Here is a 26,217-nt window from a genome sequence, read left to right as displayed (position 1 = left end):
TGTTGATGTTGGCATATAGAGAATATTAGAGAAAACTGAGGAGTGGATTGTTATGAGTAAATCTGTACCTGTAGGCGTTTCGGCTAGACATATTCATCTTACACAAGAACATATTGAGGTTTTATTTGGACAAGGGTATCAATTAACCGAATTTAAGCCATTGTCACAACCGGGACAATTTGCGGCTAATGAGACGGTAGCTGTGATTGGTGCTAAAGGCCAGTTTGATAAAGTGAGAATTTTGGGACCTGCACGTCCAGCTTCACAATTAGAAATATCGCGTACAGATTCATTTGCTATTGGTGTTAAGGCCTCTGTTCGTGAGTCAGGAAATATTGAGGGAACACCAGGCATTACGATTAAGGGACCTGCTGGAGAAGTTACACTTGAGACAGGTGTGATCGTAGCTGCTCGTCATATCCATTTCCATACTTCAGATGCATTAGCTTGGGGTATTGAAGACAAACAATTGTTGAAAGTTCGTCTTGGTGGAGAGCGTGGATTAGTTCTTGAACACGTGGTAGCTCGTGTATCTGATTCATTCGCGTTGGACATGCATATTGATACCGATGAAGCGAATGCTTCAGGTGCCAAAACGGGAGATACTGCTGAAATTATTGACTAGTTAATCATTATTAATCAGAGCTCTAACTATTATGGGCTAATGGAAGCGGGAGATTTATTCTCCTGCTTTTTTTATATGATGAAAGGTCGACTCTAACAACGATTATGTTCACAATAATGAAAATGAAGTCAGGAATGTTTCGATAGGATATAATGGGAATAGGTCTTGGATTCAATGGATCTGGTTCAATGGATTAGGTATGAGCGTTGTGGTATAATTTTTAATTGATATGTTCAAAAGAATGAAAATAAATGAATGTTTATATTAAAGATAAACGTAAGGGACGTGAAACTATTGACTAAGGATAATCCAAACTCACCGGACTTAAAATCCGGAAAGGGTTCGAAAGATTACTCCAAATATTTCGATTTCTCAGATGCTAAGGTACTATCAGAGGATGAATTTGGAAAGAGAATTCGGATTAAGGGCCGTGAAATCAATATTATGTCGGAACCTAATCATAGACAGGAAAAACAACGGGGTAAAGAAGATGTTCAGGTGTTGTATGGGAATGTCGTCCCAGACGAACTGAGATCCATCGGAGAAGGCAAACATTATATTATCTATACGTTTGGTTGCCAAATGAATGAACACGATACAGAGACGATTAAAGGGCTGTTAGAACAGATGGGGTATCGTGGTACGGAAGATCGGAAAGTTGCAGACATTATTCTATTGAACACATGTGCTATTCGAGAGAACGCTGAAGACAGAGTATTCGGTGAACTTGGACATCTAATGCATCTGAAGACGGAGAAACCAGATCTCTTGCTCGGCGTGTGCGGATGTATGGCTCAAGAAGAAAATGTAGTTAATCGTATTTTGCAAAAGCATGGTTTCGTCGATATCATCTTCGGCACACATAATATCCATAGACTACCCTTCTTAGTTAAGGAAGCTCTATTCAGTAAAGAGTTAGTTGTTGATGTGTGGTCCAAAGAGGGCGACATTATTGAGAATCTTCCCAAGAAGCGCGAAGGTATGAAAGCATGGGTAAATATTATGTATGGTTGTGATAAGTTCTGTACATATTGCATTGTTCCATTCACACGTGGAAAAGAACGTAGTCGTCGTCCAGAAGATGTTATTGCAGAGGTTCGGGATCTTGCTCGTCAAGGTTTCAAAGAAGTTACATTGCTAGGACAGAATGTGAATGCTTATGGTAAGGATTTCACAGATATTACCTACAGCTTCGGCGATTTAATGGATGATATGCGTCTGATTGATATTCCTCGTGTTCGGTTTACAACTTCGCATCCAAGAGATTTCGATGACCAGTTGATAAGTGTCCTTGCTAAGGGTGGTAATCTGGTAGAGCATGTTCATTTACCTGTTCAATCGGGAAGCACGGAAGTTCTTAAGAAAATGAGTCGTAAATATTCACGTGATCGATATCTTGAATTAGCTCATAAGATTAAAACAGCGATCCCGAATGTAGGGTTAACGACCGACATTATTGTTGGTTTCCCTGGAGAGACAGATGGACAGTTCGAAGATACGATGACTCTCGTAAACGAAATAGGCTACGATTCAGCATTTACCTTTATCTACTCCCCGCGTGAGGGAACGCCAGCAGCAATCATGGAAGATAATGTTCCAATGGAAGTGAAGAAAGAACGTCTACAGCGTCTAAATAAAGCGATCGAAGATAACAGTCGAATGAATAATGAGAAGATGCTAGGAAAGATTGTGGAAGTGCTCGTTGAAGGAGAAAGTAAGAATAACGAGGCCGTTCTAGCAGGTAGAACACGTAGCAATAGACTCGTACATTTTGTAGGAAGTAAAGATTTAATTGGTAGTTTAGTAAATGTTGAAATTAGTGAAGTAAAGACATGGTATATTAAAGGTGAGATTGTAACAGAATCTATAGCAGTAAATTCATAAGATAAGGGGTGATCACTGTGACGCAAGGTCAAGGGCAATTAAATAAGTATGAAATGATGTCATATGATACGAGAGATTTGGTTATTCAAGAGGACGTTATGGCAAAAGCCAAAGAATTAGCGGACTTGATATCTGGTAGTGAGGAAGTACAACAATTTCAACAAGCGGAAGAAAAGATTCGTAACCATGAGCGTGTACAAGATCTAATCACCGTTATTAAAAAGAAACAAAAGGAGATCGTCGCTTTCGAATCTTTTAGAAATAAAGAAATGGTCGCGAAGATTGAAGCAGAGATAGAAGTCTTACAAGATGAGATTGATGGTATACCTGTTGTAGTTGAATTTCAGCAAAGCCAAAGTGACATTAACTATTTGTTACAACTTGTGATATCTGTTATTCGTGATACGGTATCTGAAAAGGTAAATGTAGAAGTGGGGACAGATTCACCCCCATCTAGTTGTGGTTAATGAAAGTGACGAGGTTGCGGATAATTATCCGCGCCTTTTTGCTGAGATAAAGGGAAAGCCAAGGTTGCGGTATAATGCATCAATTCTATATTATTTCTCTAAAGTGAAACGGATACTCGTCCTACAGGATGGGAATGCCGTTTCTTCTCGTGTTCTGTGGAGTTCCAAATACTCTGGAGGATAAAAGTATAATAAACTTGAAAAAATAGGATGATAGACACACATAGGGGGAGCATACAATGGAGGGTTTAGACAGCATGATCTCTAAAGGTAAGGATACCTTTTGGGGATTTCTAGGTTGTGAATTTATTTCGGGTAATGGACAAGAAGTAAAGATTGCATTAGAAGCTAAGGCACAACATACTAATTCTCTAGGCATTATTCATGGTGGGGTGCTAACTTCACTGATGGATCAGGCCATGGGGATGGTGGCTACTGCATCTAAAAACGTGGATGCATGTGTAACGACAAATATGAATGTACACTTTGTATCCCCAATGAAACAGGGACGACTTGTGGTGACTGCGATCGTTATTCATGAAGCGGGTCGGAGCTTAACGACAGAAGCTCGTATTCATGACAGTGCTGGAATATTAGGTTGCATATCCACAGCTAGCTTCCGTGTTGTAAATAACAAATAATAACGGCAGGTTAGCGTCATACACTTGACAAATATTTTTAATGGATCATAATGAAAATATCAAATAGAATGTTATGTGGTGATGATAAAATGAATGAAGAAGATAAAGGACAAGAAAGTTATAATGCTAAGAAATATCGTACGCCTGATGGTGTACCTGCCGATATTGTCATGTTTACCCTGACCAAACGGGAACGTAAGACGGTGACGAAGACATTACCTATTCGTGAGCTTAAGGTTATGCTGATACGTCGTAAGTCTTGGCCATATGCTGGCATGTGGGCTTTACCAGGTGGATTTTGCCAGGAGAGTGAATCCATATATGGTGCTGCCAAGAGAGAGTTGAAAGAAGAAACAGGCGTTGACGGGGGTCATCTAGAGTATTTAGGTGTCTATAGTACGCCGGGTAGAGATCCTCGTGGATGGATTATCAGTAATGCATTCTTTGCGCTTGTTGAAGAATCGGCGTTAGAGCAACGACAGGCTGCGGATGATGCAGAAGAAGTGGGTATGTTTGGAATTCACGAGGCACTAGATCAATTAGAGCTAGCGTTCGATCATCGTGAGATTATCCGAGATGCTTATGTTCGGATCCAACAGAAGATGTTGCAGACGACAATCGCCAAACAGTTTCTTCCGAAACATTTTACACTTAGTGAGTTATATCAAGTCATTCAGACCGTTGTGCCAGAGTTCAAGGAACCTAATTTCATCCGGAAGATCACGTCTACTCGTAGTAGACAAGGAATTCTTGAAGAAGTGAGAGATGAAATGGGTAAGAAGCTTAGCTCTAATCAATATTCACAACGTTCCGCTCAATTATATATGTTTACGGACGAAATACCTTTATTATCGATTTATACTTAATCTAGAACTTAACTAGGTTTCATGATTTATTAATTGAGGAGTGAGCGTGATGAAAGCACTAATCGTCATTGATTTTACCAATGATTTCGTGAATGGTAGTCTACCCGTAGGACAGCCGGCACTGGACATTCAAGAGACGGTTGCATCCATCACTCAGACGTATGTAGATAAAGGTGACTTTGTCGTTATGGCAGTTGATATTCATGAGGTTAATGATCCATATCATCCAGAGACTAATCTTTTTCCCCCACATAATATTCGTGGGACGCAAGGAAGGGAATTGTATGGTGATTTAGCAAATGTCTTTCACAGAAATCAGAATTCAATTTATTGGATGGATAAGACGAGATATAGTGCTTTTTGCGGGACGAATCTGGACATTATGCTCAAGGAACGTGGGATAACAGAAGTCCATTTAATAGGCGTGTGTACGGATATTTGTGTGCTTCATACAGCTATAGATGCATACAACAAGGGATATCGTATCACTGTGTTTGAGGACGCTGTGGCTAGCTTTAATCCCAAAGGACATGAATGGGCATTGCAACATTTTACAGGGAGTCTAGGTGCTCAGGTAATAAGAAGCTCACATTGACGCTACTCCTTGTCACCTAATACAACAAAGAATTGCATAATAAGAGGGGGGAGAACGTCATGCAAACAGAAGATCTTGCGCTACACACGGATAAATATCAGATTAATATGATGTATGCACACTGGCACCTAGGTACACATGAACGTAAGGCCGTATTTGAAGCTTATTTCCGAAAGCTTCCTTTTGGAAATGGTTATGCAGTGTTTGCCGGACTAGAGCGAATTGTTCATTACATTACGAATCTTCGGTTTACTAAAGAGGATATTCAATATCTTGCAGAGCAAGAAGAGAATTATGATCCTGGTTTTCTAGAAGAATTACGTCAGTTCAAATTCAAGGGAACGATTCATGCCATGAAAGAAGGGGCATTAGTATTTCCAAGTGAACCATTGATCCGAGTAGAGGCTAGGATGATGGAAGCACAATTAGTTGAGACGGCAATCCTTAATTTCATGAATTTCCAGACACTTATTGCGACCAAAGCATCACGAATTAAACAGATCGCGGGTCAAGATATATTACTAGAATTCGGTACACGTCGTGCACAAGAGGCAGATGCAGCAGTATGGGGAGCACGTGCAGCTTATATATCGGGATTCCATGCTACATCTAATATGCTTGCTGGCAAGAAATTTGGTATTCCAACGAAAGGTACACATGCACATTCTTGGGTACAGAGTTTTAAAAGCGAACAAGAATCGTTTGATGCCTACGCTAAGGTCCTTCCGGATCAAGTGTCATTATTAGTAGATACATTTGATACACTCGAAAGCGGTGTGCCTCATGCCATTCAGACTGCGAAATATCTAACATCTATCGGGAAACAATTGTCTGCGATTCGCTTGGATAGTGGTGACTTGGCTTATCTTTCTATTGAGGCTCGTAGAATGTTGGATGAAGCAGGTTTACCTAACGTTAAGATTGTCGCATCTAACGATCTGGATGAGAATACCATCCTCAATCTAAAGACGCAGGGGGCCAGAATTGATACATGGGGGGTTGGAACGCAGCTTATCACTGCGGCTGATCAACCGTCTTTAGGCGGTGTATACAAACTCGTAGAGCGGGATGTGGATGGTGAGATGAAACCAACCATCAAAATTTCCGGTAATCCCGAGAAAGTATCCACGCCAGGGAAGAAGGATGTGTATCGAATTATTGATCAGACCAACGGAAAAGCAGTGGCAGATTATATTTGTTTCCCTGATGAGGAACAACCTCGTGCAGGTGGGCCGATTAAATTATTCAATCCGCAACATTCCTATTTACAAAAGACGATTCGCAACTATGAAGCCATTCCTATGCTAGAACCTATATTCGTAGATGGCGTTCAAGTGTATGAACTACCTACACTAGATGGTATTCGTGACTATCATAAGGAACAGCTAAGTCTCTTCAGACCGCAGTATCTTCGGAAGCTGAATCCAGAGATATATCAGACGAATATTAGTGAAAAAGTATGGGAATTAAAGAAATCCATGATGGCTGAATATATGCAGGAAGAAGATATATAAGATAAAAGGTAAGCACGTCAAAGATCCAATAGGATCAGTGACGTGCTTTTTGTGTATTATTTACTACATTTCATAATTACTTCATCCACCTAGAATTATTTCTCGGGAAAGCGCAGGAGTTGGCAAATAGGTGGAGAGTTCGACATTTAATACTCGAAATCCTACATCGAATGTCGCTTTATCAAGCATTACGTATGATTAATATCATATCTAAAATTTGTGACATTTCGTTAAATAAAAGCATCTACACTACAGAAAATATCCATAAAGGGGCTATGTCGGTGGTACATCTTCCAAAAGTGAATGAACTGGGTTTCTTTGAAATTCGATTAGAGTCAATTGGAGGTCTTGGGGCAAATCTTGCTGGTAAAATGCTAGCTGAAGCAGGTGTTGAAGGAGCGGGTCTGAATGGCGTGAGTTTCTCATCGTACGGTTCTGAGAAAAAGGGTTCACCTGTGAAAGCGCACATTCGTTTCTGTGATCTGAATACACCCATTCGTGATACATCTCCAGTAGAACGTCCACATGTTGTTAGTATTTTTCATGAAGCTCTTGCGAAGACGGTAAACGTAGTTAGTGGTATTTATGCAGACAGTACAGTTCTGATTAATTCTCGAAAATCACCTGAACAATTAAAGGGTGTTATGCATATGCTCGGTGGTACAATCGCAGTTATTGATGCTACGGGAATTGCTCTGGCTGAGAAGAATCGTGTCAATATGGCTATGCTAGGGGCGATGTTCCGTTTGTGTCCTTTCCTAGACCCAGATACCATGAAAGATGTTATTCGCAAATCACTTGGAACGAAATATCCGCAAAGTGTCGCTTCGGCATTAAACACGTTCGAGCGTGGTTATAACGAAGTTACAATACAGGAGTTCTCATTAGTGGAAGGAATGTCAATGCCAGCATTTATACGTGCAGATACACCCGTTCTAGGATATGAGACACAAGCGATGGGAGGGATTATTACCAATCCTGGTAATAGCTTCTTAAAGGATCTCAGTATTTCAAGGTCTGGCATGATGCCTCATTTTGAAGTGGAGAAATGTATACATTGTGCTCAATGTGACACGGTCTGTCCTGATTTTTGTTTTGTATGGGAAGAACAGCTAGATAAAAAAGGAAGGCCGCAAATGTTCCTGAAAGGGATTGACTTCCAGTACTGCAAAGGTTGTCTGAAGTGTATAGAGGCATGTCCGACAGATGCGCTTGCTAAAGTACTAGAAGTTGAGGGTGTAGCAGATACACAGACCGTTAAGCATGTCTTTGATTACATATAGATAAATGTGAAAGGTGGCTTACGTTAGTGGCTGTTAATTATGAACAAGAACTTGTAGAGCAGTTAACTGTATATGAATCAGGTAATGAAATGGCTGCTTATGCAGCACACCAGATTAATTATCATGTCATGGGTTATTTTCCAATCTCCCCATCAACCGAGGTAGCACAATATTTGGACCTCATGAAAGCCAGTGGACAGCATGATATAAAGTTGATCCCATCAGACGGGGAACATAGTTCGGCAGGGATATGTTATGGGGCTTCTACTGCGGGCGGACGTGTATTTAATGCGACTAGCGCTAATGGATATATGTTTATGCTAGAACAAATGCCGGTGCAATCTGGAACACGTTTCCCGATGGTATTGAATCTAGTCTGTCGTTCCATTTCAGGTCCTCTCAATATTCATGGAGATCACTCTGACTTGTATTTCGCATTGAACACAGGTTGGCCCATCTTGATGTGTCGTGATCCCCAATCTGTCTATGATATGAATTTGATTGCGCTGAAGCTTGCTGAGCATCCTGAAGTTCGACTTCCTGTGATGGTAGCTTCAGATGGGTACTTTACATCGCATCAGAAACGTCGTGTTCAAGCTTTTGCCCATCGCGAGGATGTTCTTAAGTTCGTAGGTGAAAAGCCGCCTGAAGGGTTTCCTAATACGTTAGATAGAGATAATCCAATAACGGTTGGTCCTTATATGAACGAACCAGATTATATTAATAACAAATTCCAGCAGTCACAAGCGATGTATCATGCGGGAGATGTATTTGAAGTCATTTCAAATGAATATAAACAACTGACAGGTCGTCATTATGAAATGCTTGATATGTATTGCATGGAAGATGCTGAGGTTGCTGTATTCCTGATGAATTCAGCGTCTGAGATTATCAAAGATGTGGTAGATCAGCTTCGTAGTCAAGGGATTAAGGCGGGTTCAATCGCTCCTAATATGATCCGACCTTTTCCACAGCAACAAATAGCCGAAGCTCTTAAACATGTTAAAGCTATAACCGTAGGGGATCGAGCCGATTCTTATGGTGCTCATGGTGGGAATATGGTTAATGAGATTAAAGCTGCTCTCTTTACATATGGAAATACTACGACTCAAGTCATTAGTCGGATATATGGACTCGGGGGAAAGGAATTCTACGCTGAGGATGGCCATCATTTATTCAAATTAGCGACTGAAGCGGTAGCGAAGGGGAAGGTAGAAGTGCCTTTCGATTATTATGGTCATTCCGCGGGTGATGCTGATAAGGCACCTAAGCGGATACTTAAGCCCATGAAGTTCGAAGATTTAAAGACAGGTCTGATTACAGTGAAGAAGGATGAAGTGACAGGTAAGTTAAGTGTACGCATTCCGCCACTACGTTCTCTTACAAAGAAGCCGAAGAGATTATCCCCTGGACATGGCGCTTGTCCTGGTTGCGGGATATTCTCAGGACTCGAGACATTCTTCAAAGGAATTGAAGGGGATATTATTGCGCTGTATCATACAGGTTGTGCAATGGTCGTGACGACGGGATTCCCATATTCCTCGCATAAAGCTACCTACATCCATAATCTATTCCAAAATGGGGCTGCTACACTATCAGGTGTAGTAGAAATGTTCTGGGAGCGCAAACGCCGAGGAGAACTGGAACATTTAGGTCTGCAAGATGACTTCACGTTCGTAATGGTAACGGGTGATGGGGGAATGGATATTGGGATGGGTCCTGCCATTGGGGCAGCTCTTCGTAATCATAAGATGATCATTATTGAGTATGATAATGAGGGCTACATGAACACTGGTGCTCAACAATCCTATTCAACCCCTATTGGAAATCGCACTTCTACATCGAATATAGGGAAAGAACAACAAGGAAAGACGACGCATCATAAAGATACGGCTCAAATTATGGCAGCAACGAATATTTCTTATGTATTTACCGGTTCGGAAGCATTTGCACAAGATTTAGTAAAGAAAGCAGCTAAAGCTCAGTATTATGCTCAGAATGAAGGTTTAGTGTATGGGAAGATTCTTATTGCGTGTCCATTGAATTGGTTATCTAATGATCATGAGGGAACTCAAATTGTGAATGAAGCGGTAGATTCTTGTTTCTTTCCACTCTATGAGGTGGAACATGGATGTACGAATATCACATACAATCCAGAAGATAAGAACAAGAAGGTTGAGTTACGTGAATGGTTGAAATGGATGGGCAAAACACGTCATTTACTTAAACCAGAGAACGAAGCGGCCTACGAGAACTTCCAAGGTGAGGTAAATCGGCGCTGGAATGTATTAAAGGCCAAACATGAGAACCCATATTTGTAAGCCCATGTAGACATGAAGAAGGTTTCTTTCCTTAATAAGGCGGAGGGGGCCTTTTTTTTTTCTAATGTGGGATAGGTGTATACTAAGAAAGGAGTAATAGGCTTAGTATTTAAGCTAGTTAAGAAGGGGATTGGTGATCTTATATGGACAAATTTGAAGCATTTATGATACGTAAAGACGAAGAAGGTTTCCGCAGTGGTGTAGAGACTTTAAACATAGAACAGTTATCAGAAGGAGATGTCGTCGTCAAGGTTCATTATTCCGGAGTGAACTATAAGGATGGGCTAGCGAATTCACCAGAAGGAAGAATTGTTAGCTCGTATCCCTTTGTTCCAGGAATCGATATGGCAGGATCGGTTGTGGAATCGAGTCATCCCCGTTTTCAAGCAGGAGATGCTGTCTTATGTACGGGATATGGACTTGGTGTATCCCATTTCGGAGGTTATAGTGGCTACGTGAGACTGAGTGGCGATTGGTTAGTGTCTATCCCGAGTGGTCTTACTTTCAAAGAAGCTATGGGCATAGGCACAGCTGGGTTTACAGCAGGATTATCTGTGGATAGCTTAATTCATAATGGACTCTCACCAGAACGGGGACCTGTGTTAGTAACTGGAGCAACCGGCGGTGTGGGGAGTATCGCAATCGATATATTAGCTACACTTGGATATGAAGTCGTTGCAAGTACGGGTAAAATTGAATCTCAGAAAGATTGGTTATACCAACTAGGAGCAAGCTCTGTTGTTAGTCGCGAAGATATAATAGCTCCTGCGAAAGGCATTCTAGCCAAGGAGCGCTGGGCAGCTATTATTGACCCCGTGGGTGGTTCTAATCTTAACGGATTGTTAAAGAGTATTCAGTACGGTGGTGGTGTAGCACTATCTGGACTAACCGGTGGTGGGGGATTTGAGAGTACGGTGTATCCATTCATTCTTCGCGGGGTACAATTGCTAGGAATTGATTCTGTATATTGTCCGATGGAACGAAGACAGGCAGTGTGGAGCAAATTAGGGGCAGAGTGGAAGCCTGTTAAGATGTTAGAGCAAGGAATAACAGAGATTTCATTACATGAATTACCTAATGTGTTAGAGGACATTTTACAGGGTGGAGCCGTTGGACGTACCGTAGTGAAATTTGATTAGGAAATGATCATGATTGATAGATTAGTATAGGGAATCAAAGGCTGAGTGCGGACTGGCAATAGTCATGCGCTCAGTTTTTTTATTTTTTCTGATTAAGTGGAACATTATAGGTGTAATAAACGTTTAAAAGGTAAGAGATGGAGGGGAGTTCTTCATGAAAAAGGTAATATCTACAGTAGTCATACTCAGCTTGCTAAGTGTTGGCTCTATAGCAAATGCTGCTAAGCCAATATCCATATTCGTAGAAGATAAAGAGATTCAAAGTACCGTAGCGCCGATCCTTGAACAAGGACGCGTTCTTGTGCCTATTCGTGTCGTTGCAGAATCTTTAGGTGCTAAGGTAACGTGGGATCAGAAAATGAACACCGTAACCATACGTAAATGGTCCGAAAGCGTCATATTGACATTGGGTAAAAAGACGGTGTCACGGGATGGTAAACCGAATGAATCTGGGGTTATAGATTTAGATGTTTCTGTGCAAAAAGAAAATAATCGAATTTATGTTCCTTTACGGTTTCTGTCTCAGCAGTACGGATACATAGTAGATTGGAATGGCAAGTCGATAACCATTAAATCGCCTCTAAGCAATAAGGAGCGTATGACGCTCTATGAAGGATCATTGAAGGATGCTCGCACATTAGTTAAGAAAATGACATACTCTTCAAATGTTCACTATCAGAATAAGCCTTTGGAAGTCTCTTACGATACAGAAGATTACACGCAAACATTTATATTTCCTGAGGGAGAGGCACTTCGCTATTATGTTCTTCAAGGGGATACAGTATCACAATATGAGTTCATAGATGATTTCCCCATCGTGACATGGCAAGCACATCTTCAAAAAGGAGAGCAGTTACGGAATTTTTTAGATAATAAATTTATGGATCAGAAGGGAACACCAACTCAAATCAATAAAAAGTTTCTCTACTATGCTACAAGTATGATGGGTGACAGCAATTCGGAAGAAAGCGGCCAAATCGACCTTAAGAGAGTTATTACCTCAACAGGTTCCAAGAATAGTGTAGGTGGTGATGTTGTTAAGAGCGAAGGGAAGATCTCGCTTGAATTACCAGATGAAGCTCGAAAAGAAATGAATAGAGATTAATAGCAGGAAAGGAAATAAGCCGATAGCTCTGTTCTGCAGAGTTAATATCGGCTTATTTTTGTGAAAAGAGACCTTCTGAGAAATAAGTCCCATGAAGCCGCTCTTATATTCTTGTCTCTCGGGGGGATGGAAGGGGGAAGTTATGACTTTTTATGAATTTCTCTGATCACATGACGTAATTCCGGTATGATAATGCGCTCAAGAGCCAATTTGACGGCACCTTTGGATCCTGGCATTGAGAACACAGCCGTATTGCCTACAGTCCCTGCGGTAGCTCTACTCATAATGGCTGCGGAACCAATATCTTCAGTGAAACTCAAAAAGCGGAAAATCTCCCCGAATCCAGGTAATTCACGGTCTAATATAGAAGAGACGGCTTCATAAGTGGTGTCTCGAGGGGAAATGCCAGTTCCGCCGCTCAGAAGGACAGCTTGAATGTCCTCATTGATAGAGGCTTTATAAATTAATTCTCTTACATCGTCGTAATCATCTTTGACAATAACATATTGTATGATGGAGTAACCTGCCTCTTGTAGGAGAGAGATCATTAATTGACCACTTGTGTCCGTTTCTTTGTTACGTGTATCCGATACAGTTATGATCATACAGGATACTGTAGCAGGTCCTTCACTGCGGTGCTGTTCTACCGAATTCATACGTTATTTCGCTCCTTAGATGCTCTTATACTTGCCTTTATATAAGGATAAGTCTTCCCATATTTCCGTGCAACCATGATGCTATGAACCATCTGCAACAATTATAAGCGTAGGCGTCATTCCATACTTTGTTAAGCGGACAAGTCGGAGGGTCGATCTGTTCGTGATGAGGCTCTTGCATGAGGTGCATAACATATATAGAATGAACTAAAGCTAAAACTTGTCTTTATTTCATGCACATTATAGCAAACGCAGCTAACAAGGAGGAGAAGCACAATGAATATGAATCAAGTAACAGATCGTGTTACACCCATATATATATTGTCAGGATTTCTGGGGAGCGGGAAAACGACCCTCTTACAACGCATGGTGTCTCATTGGCAAGAACAGGGACTCCGTCCAGCGGTTATTATGAATGAGATTGGCGATGTGAACTTGGAAGGTGCACTTATTGAGGAGACAGTTCCTATGACTGAAATGCTCAATGGATGCATTTGCTGTACGAGTCGTGGTGATCTTAGCTTAGAAATTTCTAATCTAATTAAGAAAGAATCACCAGATGTGATTATCATTGAAGCGACCGGTATTGCGAATCCTATGGAAATACTCGATGGTGTGACAGAAGCGGCATTATACATGAAGATTGATTTGAAGAGTGTTATTACGGTCGTAGATGCGTGTCATCTATTAGAATTGTATGAGAATCAAAAAGGTAAAACCTATCGTCTGATGCAAGAGCAGATCCGTTGTGCATCCTATCTGATCCTTAATAAAACGGACCGTATTGGTGAAATAGATCAGGAGAATCTACATAAGATCATATCGCGGTGGAACGAATTCGCACCCATTATCCCGGCCGTACGTTGTGATATTGATTGGGTACCGCTCTTTGGACAAGATATTCTTCCGGAGCAATGGAAGAATATGAGTAAAAGTAAGCCTCAAGCGGATGATCATGCGCATCATGACAACTGTAATCATGATCAAGAGCAAAGCGACGCTCATATTCATGATATCAGTCAAAGTGAACATAATCATACGCATAGCTCTCATGATCATGTGATGGTGTATACACATTATTTCCAAGGAGCCATTGATAGTCAATCCTTTGAGAATTTGATTGCTAAATTACCGCGGGAAGTGTATCGTGCCAAAGGGATTATGACATTTAGTGATACTTCTGCACGATTCTTATTCCAGTATGCATTCAGAGAATCAGACTTCTTGAAGATCAATCCTCAGGGGAATGTACCTGACGTGGTCGTATTTATAGGTGAACATTTCTCCCAAGGGGAGTTAAAGAATGCCCTGATAGAATTAGAGAAGAAAGGTTAACAACCTTCAGAAATTGTTGGAAATGTGTTTCAGGCTATTGCGTCGATGTGGCAGACGCATGTATAATGTTGTAAATTGAACGTCTTTGAACGGGAGAGTAATGGGAGCAACCTAATTTGCAGCGAACCGGAAGTGGTGAAAGCCGGTAAGTAGGTCCCTCATGAAGCGCACCCGGGAGATGGCTATTCCAACGTGCAGATCATTTATTTGATTACATCAGTAGAATAGTCCGGTTGATCTACGTTAGAGATCATCAAGCGGAACAACTCAAGCGAGGATTACAACCTCACGCGCGAGGGTTCAACTAGAGTGGTACCACGGGAACTATAGCTCTCGTCTCTTATTTATTAGAGACGAGGGCTTTTTTGATATTTAAAATTAAAAATGTAGTAGCGGAGGATGGTTAATCATGTTAAAGGAATGGGCATTAGAGGCAATACAGCCACACGTAAACTTATCAGCAGAAGAAATAGAAGGTTTGTTTGAATTGCCACCCTCAGCCGCGATGGGTGATATGGCTTTTCCATGTTATATGTTGGCTAAGGAGTACAGAAAATCACCACAGGCAATTGCAGAAACAATAGCAAACCTTATTGACATGAAAGGGGTTAAGGCTCAAGCTACTGGACCTTATGTGAATTTATTTTTTGATCGGAACTATTATGCGATCAAGATGTTTGAAGTATTGCAGCACTCGAAGTTCGGTCAAACGAACATAGGTCAGGGGAAAAAAGTCATTATCGATATGTCCTCTCCAAATATTGCTAAGCCTTTTGGTATAGGTCACTTGAGATCTACCATGATTGGTGCTGCTTTGTACAAAATGTATCAGACAGCTGGGTATGAACCGATAAGTATCAATCATCTGGGTGATTGGGGAACGCAGTTCGGGAAGCAGATCACGGCTTTTAAGCGGTGGGGGAATGATGAGGCATTAAAGGAGAATCCAATTCAGGAATCCTTACGGTTATATGTTCGTTTTCATGAAGAAGCAGAGAACGATGCATTCTTGGATCCTGAAGCGAGAAATTGGTTCCGCTTGTTGGAATACGGTGATGAGGAAGCTCTCAGACTATGGCGTTATTTCGTAGAAGTCAGCATGCAGGAATTTAATAGAATGTACGAGAGACTGGATGTGACCTTCGACTATGTGCTCGGGGAGAGTTTCTATAACGATAAGATGGAGAAGGTTGTTAAAGAATTAGAAGACAAAGGCTTATTGGAAGAAAGCGAAGGTGCAAAGGTTGTTCGATTGGAAGAGCTAGGGATGCCTCCATGCTTAATCATGAAATCGGATGGCACGACGATTTATCCAACAAGAGATCTTGCGACGGCATTCTATCGGCATGACGTCTTGAAGGCTGACCAGATTTTATATGTTGTTGGGGGAGAGCAGAAGCTTCATTTTCAACAGGTGTTTGCAGTACTGGATAAGATGGGAGCAGAATGGGTGAAAGACTGCACTCATGTTCATTTTGGGTTGATGAAATTTGAAGGCAAGAAAATGTCTACTCGTCGTGGTAAAATCGTGTATCTTGAAGAGGTGCTGGATGAAGCCGTTGCTAGAGCATTACAGGTTATTGAAGAGAAGAATCCAGAGCTAGAAGACAAATATCAGGTAGCTAAGGATGTTGGAATCGGTGCAATCATTTTTGGTGATCTGAAGAATAACCGGGTTAATGAAGTGGACTTTTCTTTGGAAGATGCACTGAATTTCGATGGGGAGACAGGACCTTATTTACAATATACGTATACGAGAACACAAAGTATTCTATCTAAGAGTCTGATCTTAGATCAGATAGGCGCGATGAATCTTATGGATATTCAAGAAGGGATGTATGCGGAAGCTTTAGGGGACTCCGGATGGAACCTCCTTAAACTTCTAAATCGATTTAATGAGCAGTTGAAAAGAGGGATTCAGAATAATGAACCATCTGTGCTAGCAAGATTCGTATTAGATGTGGCACAAGCCTTCAATCATTTCTATGGGAACGAAAGAATTCTAAGTGAAGAAGAGCATTTAAGAACAGTAAGAGTAACATTAACCCGACTGACTGGGGAAGCATTGCAAAGAACGATGAACATTCTAGGTCTTCGCACTCCAAATCGCATGTAATATAGTAACAAGAACCTATTTATTGTATAAGAATTTGAATCATATATTGATTGATTCCGCTTATTCCTTTAACATAAGGAGTAACAAAGCAAAGCATATCATCTTGCACATGTTGTATGTGTTGATAGTGAATGGAGCGGAAAGCATGGGAAAAGAAAAACTGCTCGATAGTGATCATTCTAAGGATGTATTCGCATATTTTGGACTTGCTGTATACTATTCGCAAGCTTTGGAGCAACAACTGGCTAACTTATTGATGCTCATGAAGCTATCACAAGGAAAAATTCCATCAGAAGAAGACTTCACCGAACTTTATCAACGTAAGTTAAGTAGTTCGCTAGGACAATTAGTGCAGGAGATTCAGCATTATTTTCCGTTCTCGGAAGAAGAAACGATTCAATTAAAAGAAGTATGGAAACAGCGTAATTATATTGTCCATGATTATTTCAAAGAGCGAATTCAAGATACCTTTAGTCCAGCAGGTCGATCTCGTATGATTCGAGAACTGACGAGTTTTAAAGATCAGGCGCAAGCGTTGGAACGGAAGCTTCAAGGATATTCTCGAGAATTATATCGAACACTAGGGCTGGAAAAGGACTTTACTCCAACTCGTTCTGATAAATCATAGACAATGATGAACCTTTAACTACACTAAAAGGGGTTGTCCCAAAAGTAGATTAACTTCTGATGAGACACCTGATTTTCTGAAAATGATTGATTCACTAAAAATAGCAGGCCAAGGAGGTTATCCTTGACCTGCTATTTTTGATCTCTGATCTATTGTGGTAGCAGGAATCCCCGACTTATAACACGCCACTTGGTAATGGCTGGCTGTGATTGACTGAAGCAACTTGCTTAACTGCAGATGTAGAGGGAGTGGCTAAAGTGTTCCCTTGTTGCAGTTGATACAACTGGAAGTACCTACCACCAATCTCCATAAGTTCATCATGACTGCCTCGTTCGACGATCTCACCACGATGCAATACCAGTATTTGATCTGCACTACGGATCGTAGAGAGGCGATGAGCAATAATGAACGTTGTACGACCTTTCTTTAAAACCTCGAGCGCCGATTGAATGAGACTTTCCGTCTCTGTATCAATATTGGCAGTTGCTTCATCGAGAATGAGGATTGCTGGATCAAAAGCTAGTGCTCTTGCAAAGGAGATCAATTGGCGTTGACCAGCGGACAACGTGCTTCCCTTCTCAACAACCGGTTCGTCATAGCCTTGAGGTAAGTGGGCAAGGATACGCTCAGCACCTACATCGCATAAGGCTTTCTCAATTTGAGCACGCGTTATTTGCTCATTCTCAAGATTGACATTAGAAGCCACTGTCCCTGTGAAGAGATACGGATCCTGTAACACAATGCCCATATGATGACGTAACCATTGTCTAGGGATATCCGTCACTTCTTGGCCATCGATCGTGATCGAACCTTTCTGTGGATCATAAAAGCGGAACAATAAGTTGATGATAGAACTCTTGCCTGAACCGGTATGACCAACCAATGCAACGGTCTGACCTTGTTTTGCTTCAAAGGAGATATTTTTGAGGACGTAGTCTTTTTTATAAGCAAAAGATACATCATTAAATGCCACATTTCCTTTGTAGCGAGGCATTTGGCCATCGGTAACGTCTTCACCGGGTTCATCCATGAGTTCGAATACTCTTCCTGCAGATACCATAGAGGAATCAAGTGCAGCAAGTTGGTTCACCATGCCTGTAATAGGCTGGAATAGTCGACCGAGTACATCGACGAAGGCATAAAGTACACCAAGTGATACAGCATTCGAACCTGTTATTGAACCATATCCAAAATACGCTAGCAAGACAGCAAATGAAAAATTACGCAACACATTAACTAGATTATGAGAAGTCCATGAATTCAGGTTAAGCATTTTATTCTGGTATTTCATGTAATCTTGATTTAATGCTTCAAATTCATCATTGGTTTGTTGCTGACGTCGAAATACACGAATAATAGACATCCCTTGAATCGATTCATTAATGATGGCGTTAATCTCACTCAGACGAGACCGAATGATCGTATTAAATCTTGTAGCGAATTTACGATACAGAATAATCCAGACGATTAGTATAGGTACAATGAACAGGCATACAAGTCCAAGACGTACATCAAGCAGGAATAATGCGACATAAATTGCTGAAATATAGACGATACCTGTGCTGAAGTTGGAAAGGACAGCTACGAACAAGTCCTTAACAGCCTCTGTATCATTCGTGATCCGTGAGACCACTTTACCTGCGGGTAAGTTATCAAAGAAGTTAACAGGCAGACGTTGAATATGAGCGTAAACGTCTGTACGTAATTTCTGAATCACCCTATTAGCACCTGATTGTAGCCAGTAGGTTTTGCCAAATTCAGTGAATATCGTGACGAGTAGTAAGAGGAGATATACGCCTACGAGCTTTATGATACCTGGGATTTCGGGCTTGTAGAAATCGAATATCTGATCAACGCTCAATGCCTTGACTGGATAAATGTTCTGAACAGACCCGTTAGTGATCGTCATTTGACCATTAACAACGGCTCTTTTGCCAGTTGCTTCATCAACGGCTTGGTTAATGAAGTAGAAGTTCTTCCCTTTTTGAAGAATACGAACTTCTTGACCCTTAATCTCATTCTCGGCGAATCGATCGCCACGTTTGAAATATTTATCTTCATACGCTACGGCCCCTACTGATGCAGGTGAATCTGTCTCAAAGAAAGGCTTCTCAATGCCTAGCATATGGTCATCAATCATTGTCTTAGCTATGAAAGGGCCACCTAGTTCGGCAGCGACACCTAAGCATAATGTAATGATGGCGGCAATGAATGTGATTTTAGCCGTTAGTGCATATTGGAATAAGCGTTTTCCTACGTTCAATTAAGACACCTCCTCTGTGGTGAGTTTATTCTCCACTTGTTGACGTTCATATTGTTCTAGATACCAACCGCCATAAGCGATCAGCTCTTCGTGTGTACCTTCCTCAATGATACTTCCATCCTCAAGCACAACTATCCAATCCGCATGTTCCACAGCAGATAAGCGGTGGGTAGATATAAGAGTTGTTTTATCAGCACGTTTGAGTCGGATATTCTCTATAATGCGTGCCTCAGTTCTTGCATCGACTGCGGATAATGCATCATCTAGAATGAGGATCTCAGGATTTCCAATGAATGCTCTTGCTAAGGCAACACGTTGTTTCTGACCACCGGAAAGTGCGACACCTTTTTCGCCGACAAGGGTGTCCAGTCCATCAGATAGTGTTATAAGGTCTTTATCAAATGCGGCAGTAGCGATAGCATCCATGATGACTTCATCACTTGCCCCTCGTAATCCATACTGAATATTCTGACGTACAGTCTTGGAGAACAATATTTGTTCTTGCGGAACATATCCAATCCAACTATGAAGTTGGTCTTTAGCGATTTCGTCGATGGATACTCGCGAGATGAGAAGTTCTCCACTTCCAGTTGGATACTCATGTAGGAGTTGCTTAAGCAAGGTAGATTTACCACTGCCGGTACGACCAACTACGCCAAGCGTTTGCCCTTTTTGAAGTGTTAATTGAATATTCTTTAGATTATCAACTGTGGATGTTGGATAACGGAATGTAACGTTGCGTAACTCAATACGATCTGGATCTTGAACAACCGTAGGATGAGCAACATCTACAATATCCGGAATAACGTTTAGCACTTCATCGACACGATCCAGTGAGGCACTACCGCGTTGCATAATATTAATGAGCTCTCCAATAGCAAACATAGGCCAAATCATCATTCCTAGGTACATATTGAAAGATACGAGATCTCCAAGGGTAATTTCATTCTTGAACACGAGATAAATACCAAAGGTAAGTCCAATCACATAACTTAGTCCGACACAAAGACGAATGGTAGGCTCGAAATAAGCATCAACCTTAGCTACGTTCATATTTTTGCGATACACATCATCGGTTATGGTCTTGAAACGTTGTTGATCTGCTCTTTCTTGAACATAAGCGCGAATAACCCGCACACCTGCAACAGATTCAAGAACTTGGTCATTCATATCGCCAAAGGCATCTTGTGCTAAGGTATAACGTTCATGAATGATCTTTCCATAAATTTTCATCGCAATCGCAATAAAGGGTAGAGGGATAATGGCGGCTAACGTTAACTTCCAACTAATAATAAACCCCATGGCAAGAAGAATACTGAGCAAGTAAATCGTTGAATCGGTCATAACTAATATCCCAAAACCAGCTGTTGCAGAGACGGACCGAAGGTCATTGGTCGCTCTAGCCATTAAATCACCCGTACGATTTCGCTCAAAGAAAGGAGGTGTCATGCTAAGTAAATGATTCATATACCGTGAACGAAGAATTCGCTCGATCAAGTTGGCGCCTCCAAATAATTTGTGCATCCATATGTAAGTGATGATGTAAATTACTACAAGAATAACGATAATCGAAACGATATATCGCATGAGCGAAGGGCCTGTGATTGATCCAGTAACAATATCATCAATCGCATTTCCTAATAACCGTGGAGGCAATAACTCACCAAAGCCCACTAAGATCAGCATGAGCATACCAATTACGTAACGCTTTTTTTCTTGACGGAAAAACCATCCTAACTTTTTTAAAACAGAAAACAAAACAATCACTTCCTCTCAAGTTGAAAATGCTGATGGATTCATCACCCAAAGCTGAACATCAAAAAAGACATACCATCCGTGAACGGACGATATGTCTTGAAAATGCTAACTTATCATGCGTACGGTTGTTTTGAAGCAACCGTAGCTAAAGGATATTCAGTTCAAAAATCTTATGAAACACATAAGACTTGGGTTAGAATGAATTCACCAGCAGGGTTACTCCAGTATTCAGTTGTAGTTGTTGAAGATGCTGCTGAGGCATAAGTCCTCTGAACTTTGTATTGAACACTTTACTCACCCTTTCTTTAGCAAATTTTGTGAATCTTGTATGGCAAAATGTTATCATCATGTGTATAAAGTTGTCAAACCTTTTTTGAAATATAAGAAAGTATATGTTTCACTTGATACTCTATTCCTTATATTTCTGCTGAAACGGGTACCGTCTTTGAAAAGGACGGCATAGCCGTTTCTACTTGGAAGAGCTTGTTTATTCCTGTTCCAAATAAATTGTAAGATAATCAGCGCTGTATGTATTTTTCGCGCAGGTTCAGGTATGATATAAAGACACTTAAAAGGAATATAGATATGTAAAGGAGGTGAGATTCATGAATATTCGAATGAGTTCGGACGCAGCTCGTTGGTATATTAGAGAACTACATTTAAACAAAGGTGATTCTGTACGTTTTTTCCCGCGTTACAGTTCCGGTGGCGGTTTACATCCAGGATTCTCACTCGGTATTTCTGTTGAACAACCTAGTGAAGATATTTTGTTTCAAGAGGTCGAAGGTATTCGATTTTTTTTGGAAGAGCGGGATTTATGGTATCTTAAAGGATATCATTTAGTCGTTGACTATGTAGCGTCGCATGATGATATTGAGTATATTTATGAAGAAATTCAAGCGTAAGCCTGCAATAGCATTCATTATTATTAAGTTATATACAAAAACTCCTTTTCCGTAAGGAAAGGAGTTTTTGATTGCGTGTATATGCTTTATGGGTGAGGCGTGAAGAAATTATCTTCAATGGCAAATTGAAAATCTTCAATATCAAAGACTTGAACGGGAAGACCTCCTTCGATAATTCGTTGAATGAACTCGAATTGATCGGTGAGAATCGGTATTTGTAGTCGTTGTGCAGTTAAGAGGAGTTCTGTTTCTATCGGATCGAAATCCTCACCGTAAGCCTCAGTGTCTACGGCATTGATAACCGTGACTATGATTGAATCTCCAAGAGGGATGGAAGTGCTTTTAGCCCATGGAATTTGCAATGCACGCTCTATTTTTTTGCGATTAAGAGGCTCCTCAAGATAAGTCGTTAATTGTTTCATCTGTTGTTTGACGTGTTGATCTTGATCTAAATTACTCATAATGATGTCGCTTGTGCTCTGAAGTTCATATAATTCAAGAATGCTTGTATAGGGAATGATATATTCAACGGATTCGGATGGCTGTAGCAGCTCACCATAGAAAGCGACCATGGCAGCTTCTATTATAAATTGTCTGGACACGGTATTCCTCCTGATTCGGATATGTTGATATAAAAACATTATAGGAGGGGAAAGTCAACCTTTTTAAAAGTATTTCAATAAATATCGGATTTAATGGACTTGAAATTTACATAATAGAAGTGTTAGGACATTAGAAAATCAGAGTTGTCCTAGCGAAAGGGGAATTATATTCATTGAAACATTGGATAGCTTACTTTAAGTTTATTAAGCCATATATGAAATTAATAATACTTACACTGATTATAGGAATGATTAAATTCACCATTCCGTTGACATTACCGATGATTATGAAATATGTAGTGGATGATCTATTAATCGCGTCAACGCTTACTGTGCAAGAAAAAATATCACAATTGACGCTTATTCTTGGTGGAGCGCTGGTATTGTTTGTTGTTGTTCGAGGGCCTGTTGAATATTTCCGTCAATATTTCGCTCAGTTGATTACAAATCGGATATTATTTGATCTTCGTAATAAATTGTATGCGCATTTACAAAAATTGTCTCTTCGATATTATCAGAATACCAAGGTTGGTGAAGCCATATCACGGTTCATCAATGACGTGGAACAGACCAAAAATATTGTTGAAGTAGGTATGATGAATATTTGGTTGGATATGTTCACGTTAGTATTCGTATTAGTCATCATATTCTCAATGAACCCTATGTTAGCTTTCGTCGCTATCGCGATGCTTCCCCTGTATGCTATTGCAGTCAAGATTCTGTATAAAAGGTTGAAGCAGCTCACCAAAGATCGATCACAAGCATTAGCGGGTATTCAATCTTATTTACACGAACGTATTCAAGGGATATCTGTGATACGTAGTTTTACATTGGAGAAATACGACCAGAATAAATTTGAAGGTACCAATGGTAATTTCCTCAATAAGGCGTTAGCACAGACACGGTGGAATGCGATCACATTTGCGATCATTAATACGATCACGGACATTTCACCGATTCTAGTCATTGGATATGGCGGTTATCAAGTGATTCAGGGTAATCTGACAATAGGAACCTTTGTGGCATTCTTCGCTTACTTAGACCGATTGTACGCACCACTTAGACGCTTAATCAGTTCATCTACGATACTAACCCAAGCGTCTGCATCGTTAGATCGTGTGATGGAATTGATGAATGAGCCTTATGATATTGTAGATGCTCCGAATGCCAAGACTCTGGAAGGTCAGGCTAAGAAGATTACATTTAACCATGTATGGTTCAAATATAATGAGAAGAATGATTGGATTCTGAAAGATATCAACTTAGATATCAGAGCAGGGGAAACGGTTGCATTCGTCGGTATGAGCGGTGGCGGAAAATCATCCCTGATCAGTCTTATTCCTAGGTTCTATGACGTTCAAGAAGGCGGAATATTGCTGAATGATATCGATATTCGTGAACTAACTCAGGAGAGCCTGCGTAGCAAGATTGGGATGGTTCTGCAAGATAACTTCTTGTTCAGTGGGTCTGTGAGGGAGAATATTCTACTAGGTAATCCACATGCGAATGAAGAGGCTATTATATCAGCTGCGGTTGCAGCGAATGCTCATGACTTCATTACGAACTTGCCCAAAGGTTATGATACGGAAGTTGGAGAACGTGGTGTTAAATTGTCAGGTGGTCAGAAGCAACGCTTAGCGATTGCACGTGTATTCTTGAAGAATCCTGATATTCTTGTACTGGATGAAGCAACGTCCGCGCTAGATTTAGAGTCCGAGCATTTGATTCAGCAATCCTTGCAGTCTCTTTCATCTAACCGCACGACGCTAATTGTGGCACATCGCTTGTCTACCATTACACACGCAGATACAATTGTCGTTCTAGAGAATGGAAGTATTACCGAACGTGGAACGCATTATGAATTAATGGAACTGGATGGAAGTTATGCTCGATTGTACAATGTTCAACATTTAGAAAGTTAAACTGAGATAACATATAAGGGAGTGTCCCAAGTCATCTTTCATGGCTTTGGGGACACTCCCTTATATATTTAATGCGTTAAATAAATTGTTCTAAGACTTACCGATCAATAAAGAAAGAATTCCGGCGGCAATAAGCGGGCCGACAGGAACACCCCGAAATAAGGCAACTCCGAGTACCGTTCCAACGAGCAGGCCTGCAACAATAGTTGGGTTACTTCCCATTAGTGTAGCACCACGACCTCCAAGGTAAGCAACTAACATACCGATGCCGATAGCGAGCAAGGAGTGCCAATGTAGGAACGATCCTGTGATCGTCGTCAGGCTGATACTACCACTTGCGAGCGGAGACATGACACCAATCGTAAGGATAATAATACCAATGGTTAATCCATACTTCTCTAACCACGGGAACACAACGGTGAGGTGTGTAACCCGCAATAGAAGTAGTACGATCATAGCGATAGTCACTGGGGTATTGCTACTTACGATTCCTAATCCAACCATCCCTAACAGAATAAGCGATGTGATATCCATGAATCGATCAACTCCTTCATTCTAATGCTGAACAGTGTGTATATGTTCAGCAATCAGACGTCCATGTATGCGACCTGTCTCTATAAACACTTCATTGGCATTACTACCTGAAGCGATAACGCCTGCTACATACAGTCCAGGTACGGTGCTTTCCATAGTATCAGGGTTAAAGACTGGTTTCTCCATATCGCCACCTAGTTGTACGCCAGAGGATGCTAGCAACGCTCGATCTGGATGGAATCCTGTGAGTGCAAGAACAAAATCATTATCCACGATTGATTCTTGCCCTTCATTCGTTGTAACGATGACAGCATCTTCTCTAATCTCCGTCACTCTGGAATCTAAATGAAGGATGACACTCCCTTTGTTGACCATATTTTCAAATACAGGGCGAACCCAAGGCTTGATATTATTTGACACGGTCTTACCACGGTATACGATGGTAACTTCAGCTCCAACACGGACAAGTTCCATAGCTGCATCAATCGCTGAGTTGCTACCTCCAATGATGGTTACCTTTGTACCTGTATAAGGATGTGCTTCACGGAAATAGTGAGTCACTTTGGGCAAGTCTTCTCCTGGAATACCGATGTAGTTCGGATGATCGAAATATCCGGTTGCAATCACGACATGCTTCGCCTCACGATGGAGTTCATGACCACGACGGTCTTTCGTATGCACGGTAAACGATCCGTTCTCATGACGTTCAATAGAGATAGCTTCTTCATATGATGTAATGTTCAAGTTATAATGTGATGCTACTTTGCGATAATAGGAAAGAGCCTCATGGCGAAATGGTTTATCATTTGGTGTGGAAAAAGGAACATCACCAATTTCGAGTAGCTCCGCTGTACTGAAGAACTGCATATATGTTGGATATAGATATATGGAACGGACAATGTGATGTTTCTCGATAATATGTGTCGTGAGTCCACGACGGTTACATTCTATAGCTGCTGAAAGTCCACAAGGACCTGCTCCAATAATAATGACATCTTGCATGATGAACCTCCTTAGATGATCGTGTGATCTGAGTTACTAAAAACATAATAATTCTA

General features: G+C 40.9%; 23 protein-coding genes and 1 other annotated feature. Of the genes, 17 read left to right on the top strand and 6 right to left on the bottom strand.

Translation table 11 applies throughout. The annotated features are described in order from the left end of the window. The first annotated feature begins 52 nt into the window (after positions 1–52). The 11 genes from pduL to BW961_RS13020 all read left to right on the top strand — a co-directional run bounded on the left by pduL (position 53) and on the right by BW961_RS13020 (position 12,440). On the top strand, positions 53–625 hold the full coding sequence (gene pduL, locus BW961_RS13070; RefSeq protein WP_068580265.1) for a phosphate propanoyltransferase: 573 nt from the start codon (positions 53–55) through the stop codon (positions 623–625). A 294-nt stretch (positions 626–919) separates the two neighbouring features. Continuing rightward, positions 920–2,509, top strand: a complete 1,590-nt coding sequence (gene miaB / locus BW961_RS13065; protein ID WP_068580263.1) for a tRNA (N6-isopentenyl adenosine(37)-C2)-methylthiotransferase MiaB — start codon at positions 920–922, stop codon at positions 2,507–2,509. Positions 2,510–2,562: 53 nt separating this feature from the next. Beyond that, on the top strand, positions 2,563–2,976 hold the full coding sequence (locus BW961_RS13060; RefSeq protein ID WP_068580568.1) for a YlbF/YmcA family competence regulator: 414 nt from the start codon (positions 2,563–2,565) through the stop codon (positions 2,974–2,976). A gap of 239 nt (positions 2,977–3,215) precedes the next feature. Beyond that, on the top strand, positions 3,216–3,617 hold the full coding sequence (locus BW961_RS13055; protein WP_068580261.1) for a PaaI family thioesterase: 402 nt from the start codon (positions 3,216–3,218) through the stop codon (positions 3,615–3,617). A gap of 89 nt (positions 3,618–3,706) precedes the next feature. Further along, positions 3,707–4,483: an NUDIX domain-containing protein gene (locus BW961_RS13050; protein WP_068580259.1), complete on the top strand. Its 777-nt coding sequence runs from the start codon at positions 3,707–3,709 to the stop codon at positions 4,481–4,483. Positions 4,484–4,532: 49 nt separating this feature from the next. Further along, positions 4,533–5,078: a cysteine hydrolase family protein gene (locus BW961_RS13045; RefSeq protein ID WP_068580257.1), complete on the top strand. Its 546-nt coding sequence runs from the start codon at positions 4,533–4,535 to the stop codon at positions 5,076–5,078. A gap of 59 nt (positions 5,079–5,137) precedes the next feature. Beyond that, positions 5,138–6,592 (top strand): nicotinate phosphoribosyltransferase, encoded by a 1,455-nt coding sequence (locus tag BW961_RS13040; protein WP_068580255.1) that lies wholly within the window; start codon positions 5,138–5,140, stop codon positions 6,590–6,592. Between the two features lie 281 nt (positions 6,593–6,873). Continuing rightward, entirely contained in the window at positions 6,874–7,875 is a 1,002-nt protein-coding gene (locus tag BW961_RS13035; RefSeq protein ID WP_170878567.1) for a 2-oxoacid:acceptor oxidoreductase family protein, read from the top strand. A gap of 26 nt (positions 7,876–7,901) precedes the next feature. Continuing rightward, positions 7,902–10,196, top strand: coding sequence for a thiamine pyrophosphate-dependent enzyme (locus tag BW961_RS13030; protein WP_068580254.1), 2,295 nt, complete (start codon positions 7,902–7,904; stop codon positions 10,194–10,196). A 143-nt stretch (positions 10,197–10,339) separates the two neighbouring features. Continuing rightward, positions 10,340–11,335, top strand: coding sequence for an acrylyl-CoA reductase family protein (locus BW961_RS13025; RefSeq protein ID WP_068580252.1), 996 nt, complete (start codon positions 10,340–10,342; stop codon positions 11,333–11,335). Positions 11,336–11,489: 154 nt separating this feature from the next. Beyond that, positions 11,490–12,440, top strand: a complete 951-nt coding sequence (locus BW961_RS13020) for a copper amine oxidase N-terminal domain-containing protein (protein WP_068580250.1) — start codon at positions 11,490–11,492, stop codon at positions 12,438–12,440. A 140-nt stretch (positions 12,441–12,580) separates the two neighbouring features. Here BW961_RS13020 and BW961_RS13015 read toward each other — a convergent pair whose 3' ends face one another. Then, entirely contained in the window at positions 12,581–13,096 is a 516-nt protein-coding gene (locus tag BW961_RS13015) for a MogA/MoaB family molybdenum cofactor biosynthesis protein (protein WP_068580248.1), read from the bottom strand. Between the two features lie 276 nt (positions 13,097–13,372). Here BW961_RS13015 and BW961_RS13010 point away from each other — a divergent pair, with 276 nt between their 5' ends. The 3 genes from BW961_RS13010 (at position 13,373) to BW961_RS13000 (ending at position 17,175) form a co-directional block, all read left to right on the top strand. After that, the gene (locus BW961_RS13010) at positions 13,373–14,431 is read left to right on the top strand and encodes a CobW family GTP-binding protein (RefSeq protein WP_082867320.1); all 1,059 of its coding nucleotides are present in this window, start codon (positions 13,373–13,375) and stop codon (positions 14,429–14,431) included. Positions 14,432–14,507: 76 nt separating this feature from the next. After that, positions 14,508–14,775, top strand: a binding site (T-box leader). Positions 14,776–14,840: 65 nt separating this feature from the next. Next, a complete protein-coding gene (gene argS, locus BW961_RS13005) occupies positions 14,841–16,547 on the top strand; it encodes an arginine--tRNA ligase (protein WP_068580246.1) in 1,707 nt (568 codons plus the stop codon). A 145-nt stretch (positions 16,548–16,692) separates the two neighbouring features. After that, positions 16,693–17,175: a hypothetical protein gene (locus BW961_RS13000; RefSeq protein WP_068580562.1), complete on the top strand. Its 483-nt coding sequence runs from the start codon at positions 16,693–16,695 to the stop codon at positions 17,173–17,175. A gap of 175 nt (positions 17,176–17,350) precedes the next feature. Here the strand turns inward: BW961_RS13000 and BW961_RS12995 are convergent, their stop codons facing one another. Continuing rightward, the gene (locus BW961_RS12995; protein ID WP_068580244.1) at positions 17,351–19,438 is read right to left on the bottom strand and encodes an ABC transporter ATP-binding protein; all 2,088 of its coding nucleotides are present in this window, start codon (positions 19,436–19,438) and stop codon (positions 17,351–17,353) included. Beyond that, on the bottom strand, positions 19,439–21,196 hold the full coding sequence (locus BW961_RS12990) for an ABC transporter ATP-binding protein (protein ID WP_068580242.1): 1,758 nt from the start codon (positions 21,194–21,196) through the stop codon (positions 19,439–19,441). Between the two features lie 96 nt (positions 21,197–21,292). On the opposite strand from BW961_RS12990, the gene BW961_RS30520 reads away from it, so the two are divergent. Then, positions 21,293–21,460, top strand: coding sequence for a hypothetical protein (locus BW961_RS30520; protein ID WP_156510093.1), 168 nt, complete (start codon positions 21,293–21,295; stop codon positions 21,458–21,460). A 341-nt stretch (positions 21,461–21,801) separates the two neighbouring features. Continuing rightward, the gene (locus tag BW961_RS12980; protein ID WP_068580239.1) at positions 21,802–22,101 is read left to right on the top strand and encodes a HesB/YadR/YfhF family protein; all 300 of its coding nucleotides are present in this window, start codon (positions 21,802–21,804) and stop codon (positions 22,099–22,101) included. Positions 22,102–22,187: 86 nt separating this feature from the next. Here BW961_RS12980 and BW961_RS12975 read toward each other — a convergent pair whose 3' ends face one another. Beyond that, positions 22,188–22,703, bottom strand: coding sequence for an ADP-heptose synthase (locus BW961_RS12975; RefSeq protein WP_068580236.1), 516 nt, complete (start codon positions 22,701–22,703; stop codon positions 22,188–22,190). A 215-nt stretch (positions 22,704–22,918) separates the two neighbouring features. Here BW961_RS12975 and BW961_RS12970 point away from each other — a divergent pair, with 215 nt between their 5' ends. After that, positions 22,919–24,625, top strand: coding sequence for an ABC transporter ATP-binding protein (locus tag BW961_RS12970; RefSeq protein ID WP_170878565.1), 1,707 nt, complete (start codon positions 22,919–22,921; stop codon positions 24,623–24,625). 90 nt (positions 24,626–24,715) lie between these two features. On the opposite strand, the gene BW961_RS12965 is transcribed toward BW961_RS12970, so the two are convergent. Both BW961_RS12965 and BW961_RS12960 read right to left on the bottom strand, forming a co-directional pair. After that, positions 24,716–25,159, bottom strand: coding sequence for a DUF441 domain-containing protein (locus BW961_RS12965; protein WP_068580232.1), 444 nt, complete (start codon positions 25,157–25,159; stop codon positions 24,716–24,718). A gap of 21 nt (positions 25,160–25,180) precedes the next feature. Next, positions 25,181–26,161: a YpdA family putative bacillithiol disulfide reductase gene (locus tag BW961_RS12960; RefSeq protein WP_068580231.1), complete on the bottom strand. Its 981-nt coding sequence runs from the start codon at positions 26,159–26,161 to the stop codon at positions 25,181–25,183. Positions 26,162–26,217: the final 56 nt, after the last annotated feature.

The organism is Paenibacillus macquariensis (assembly GCF_900156375.1).
Taxonomy (GTDB): Bacteria; Bacillota; Bacilli; order Paenibacillales; family Paenibacillaceae; genus Paenibacillus_AQ; species Paenibacillus_AQ macquariensis.
This window is presented reverse-complemented; position numbering and strand designations above follow the sequence as displayed.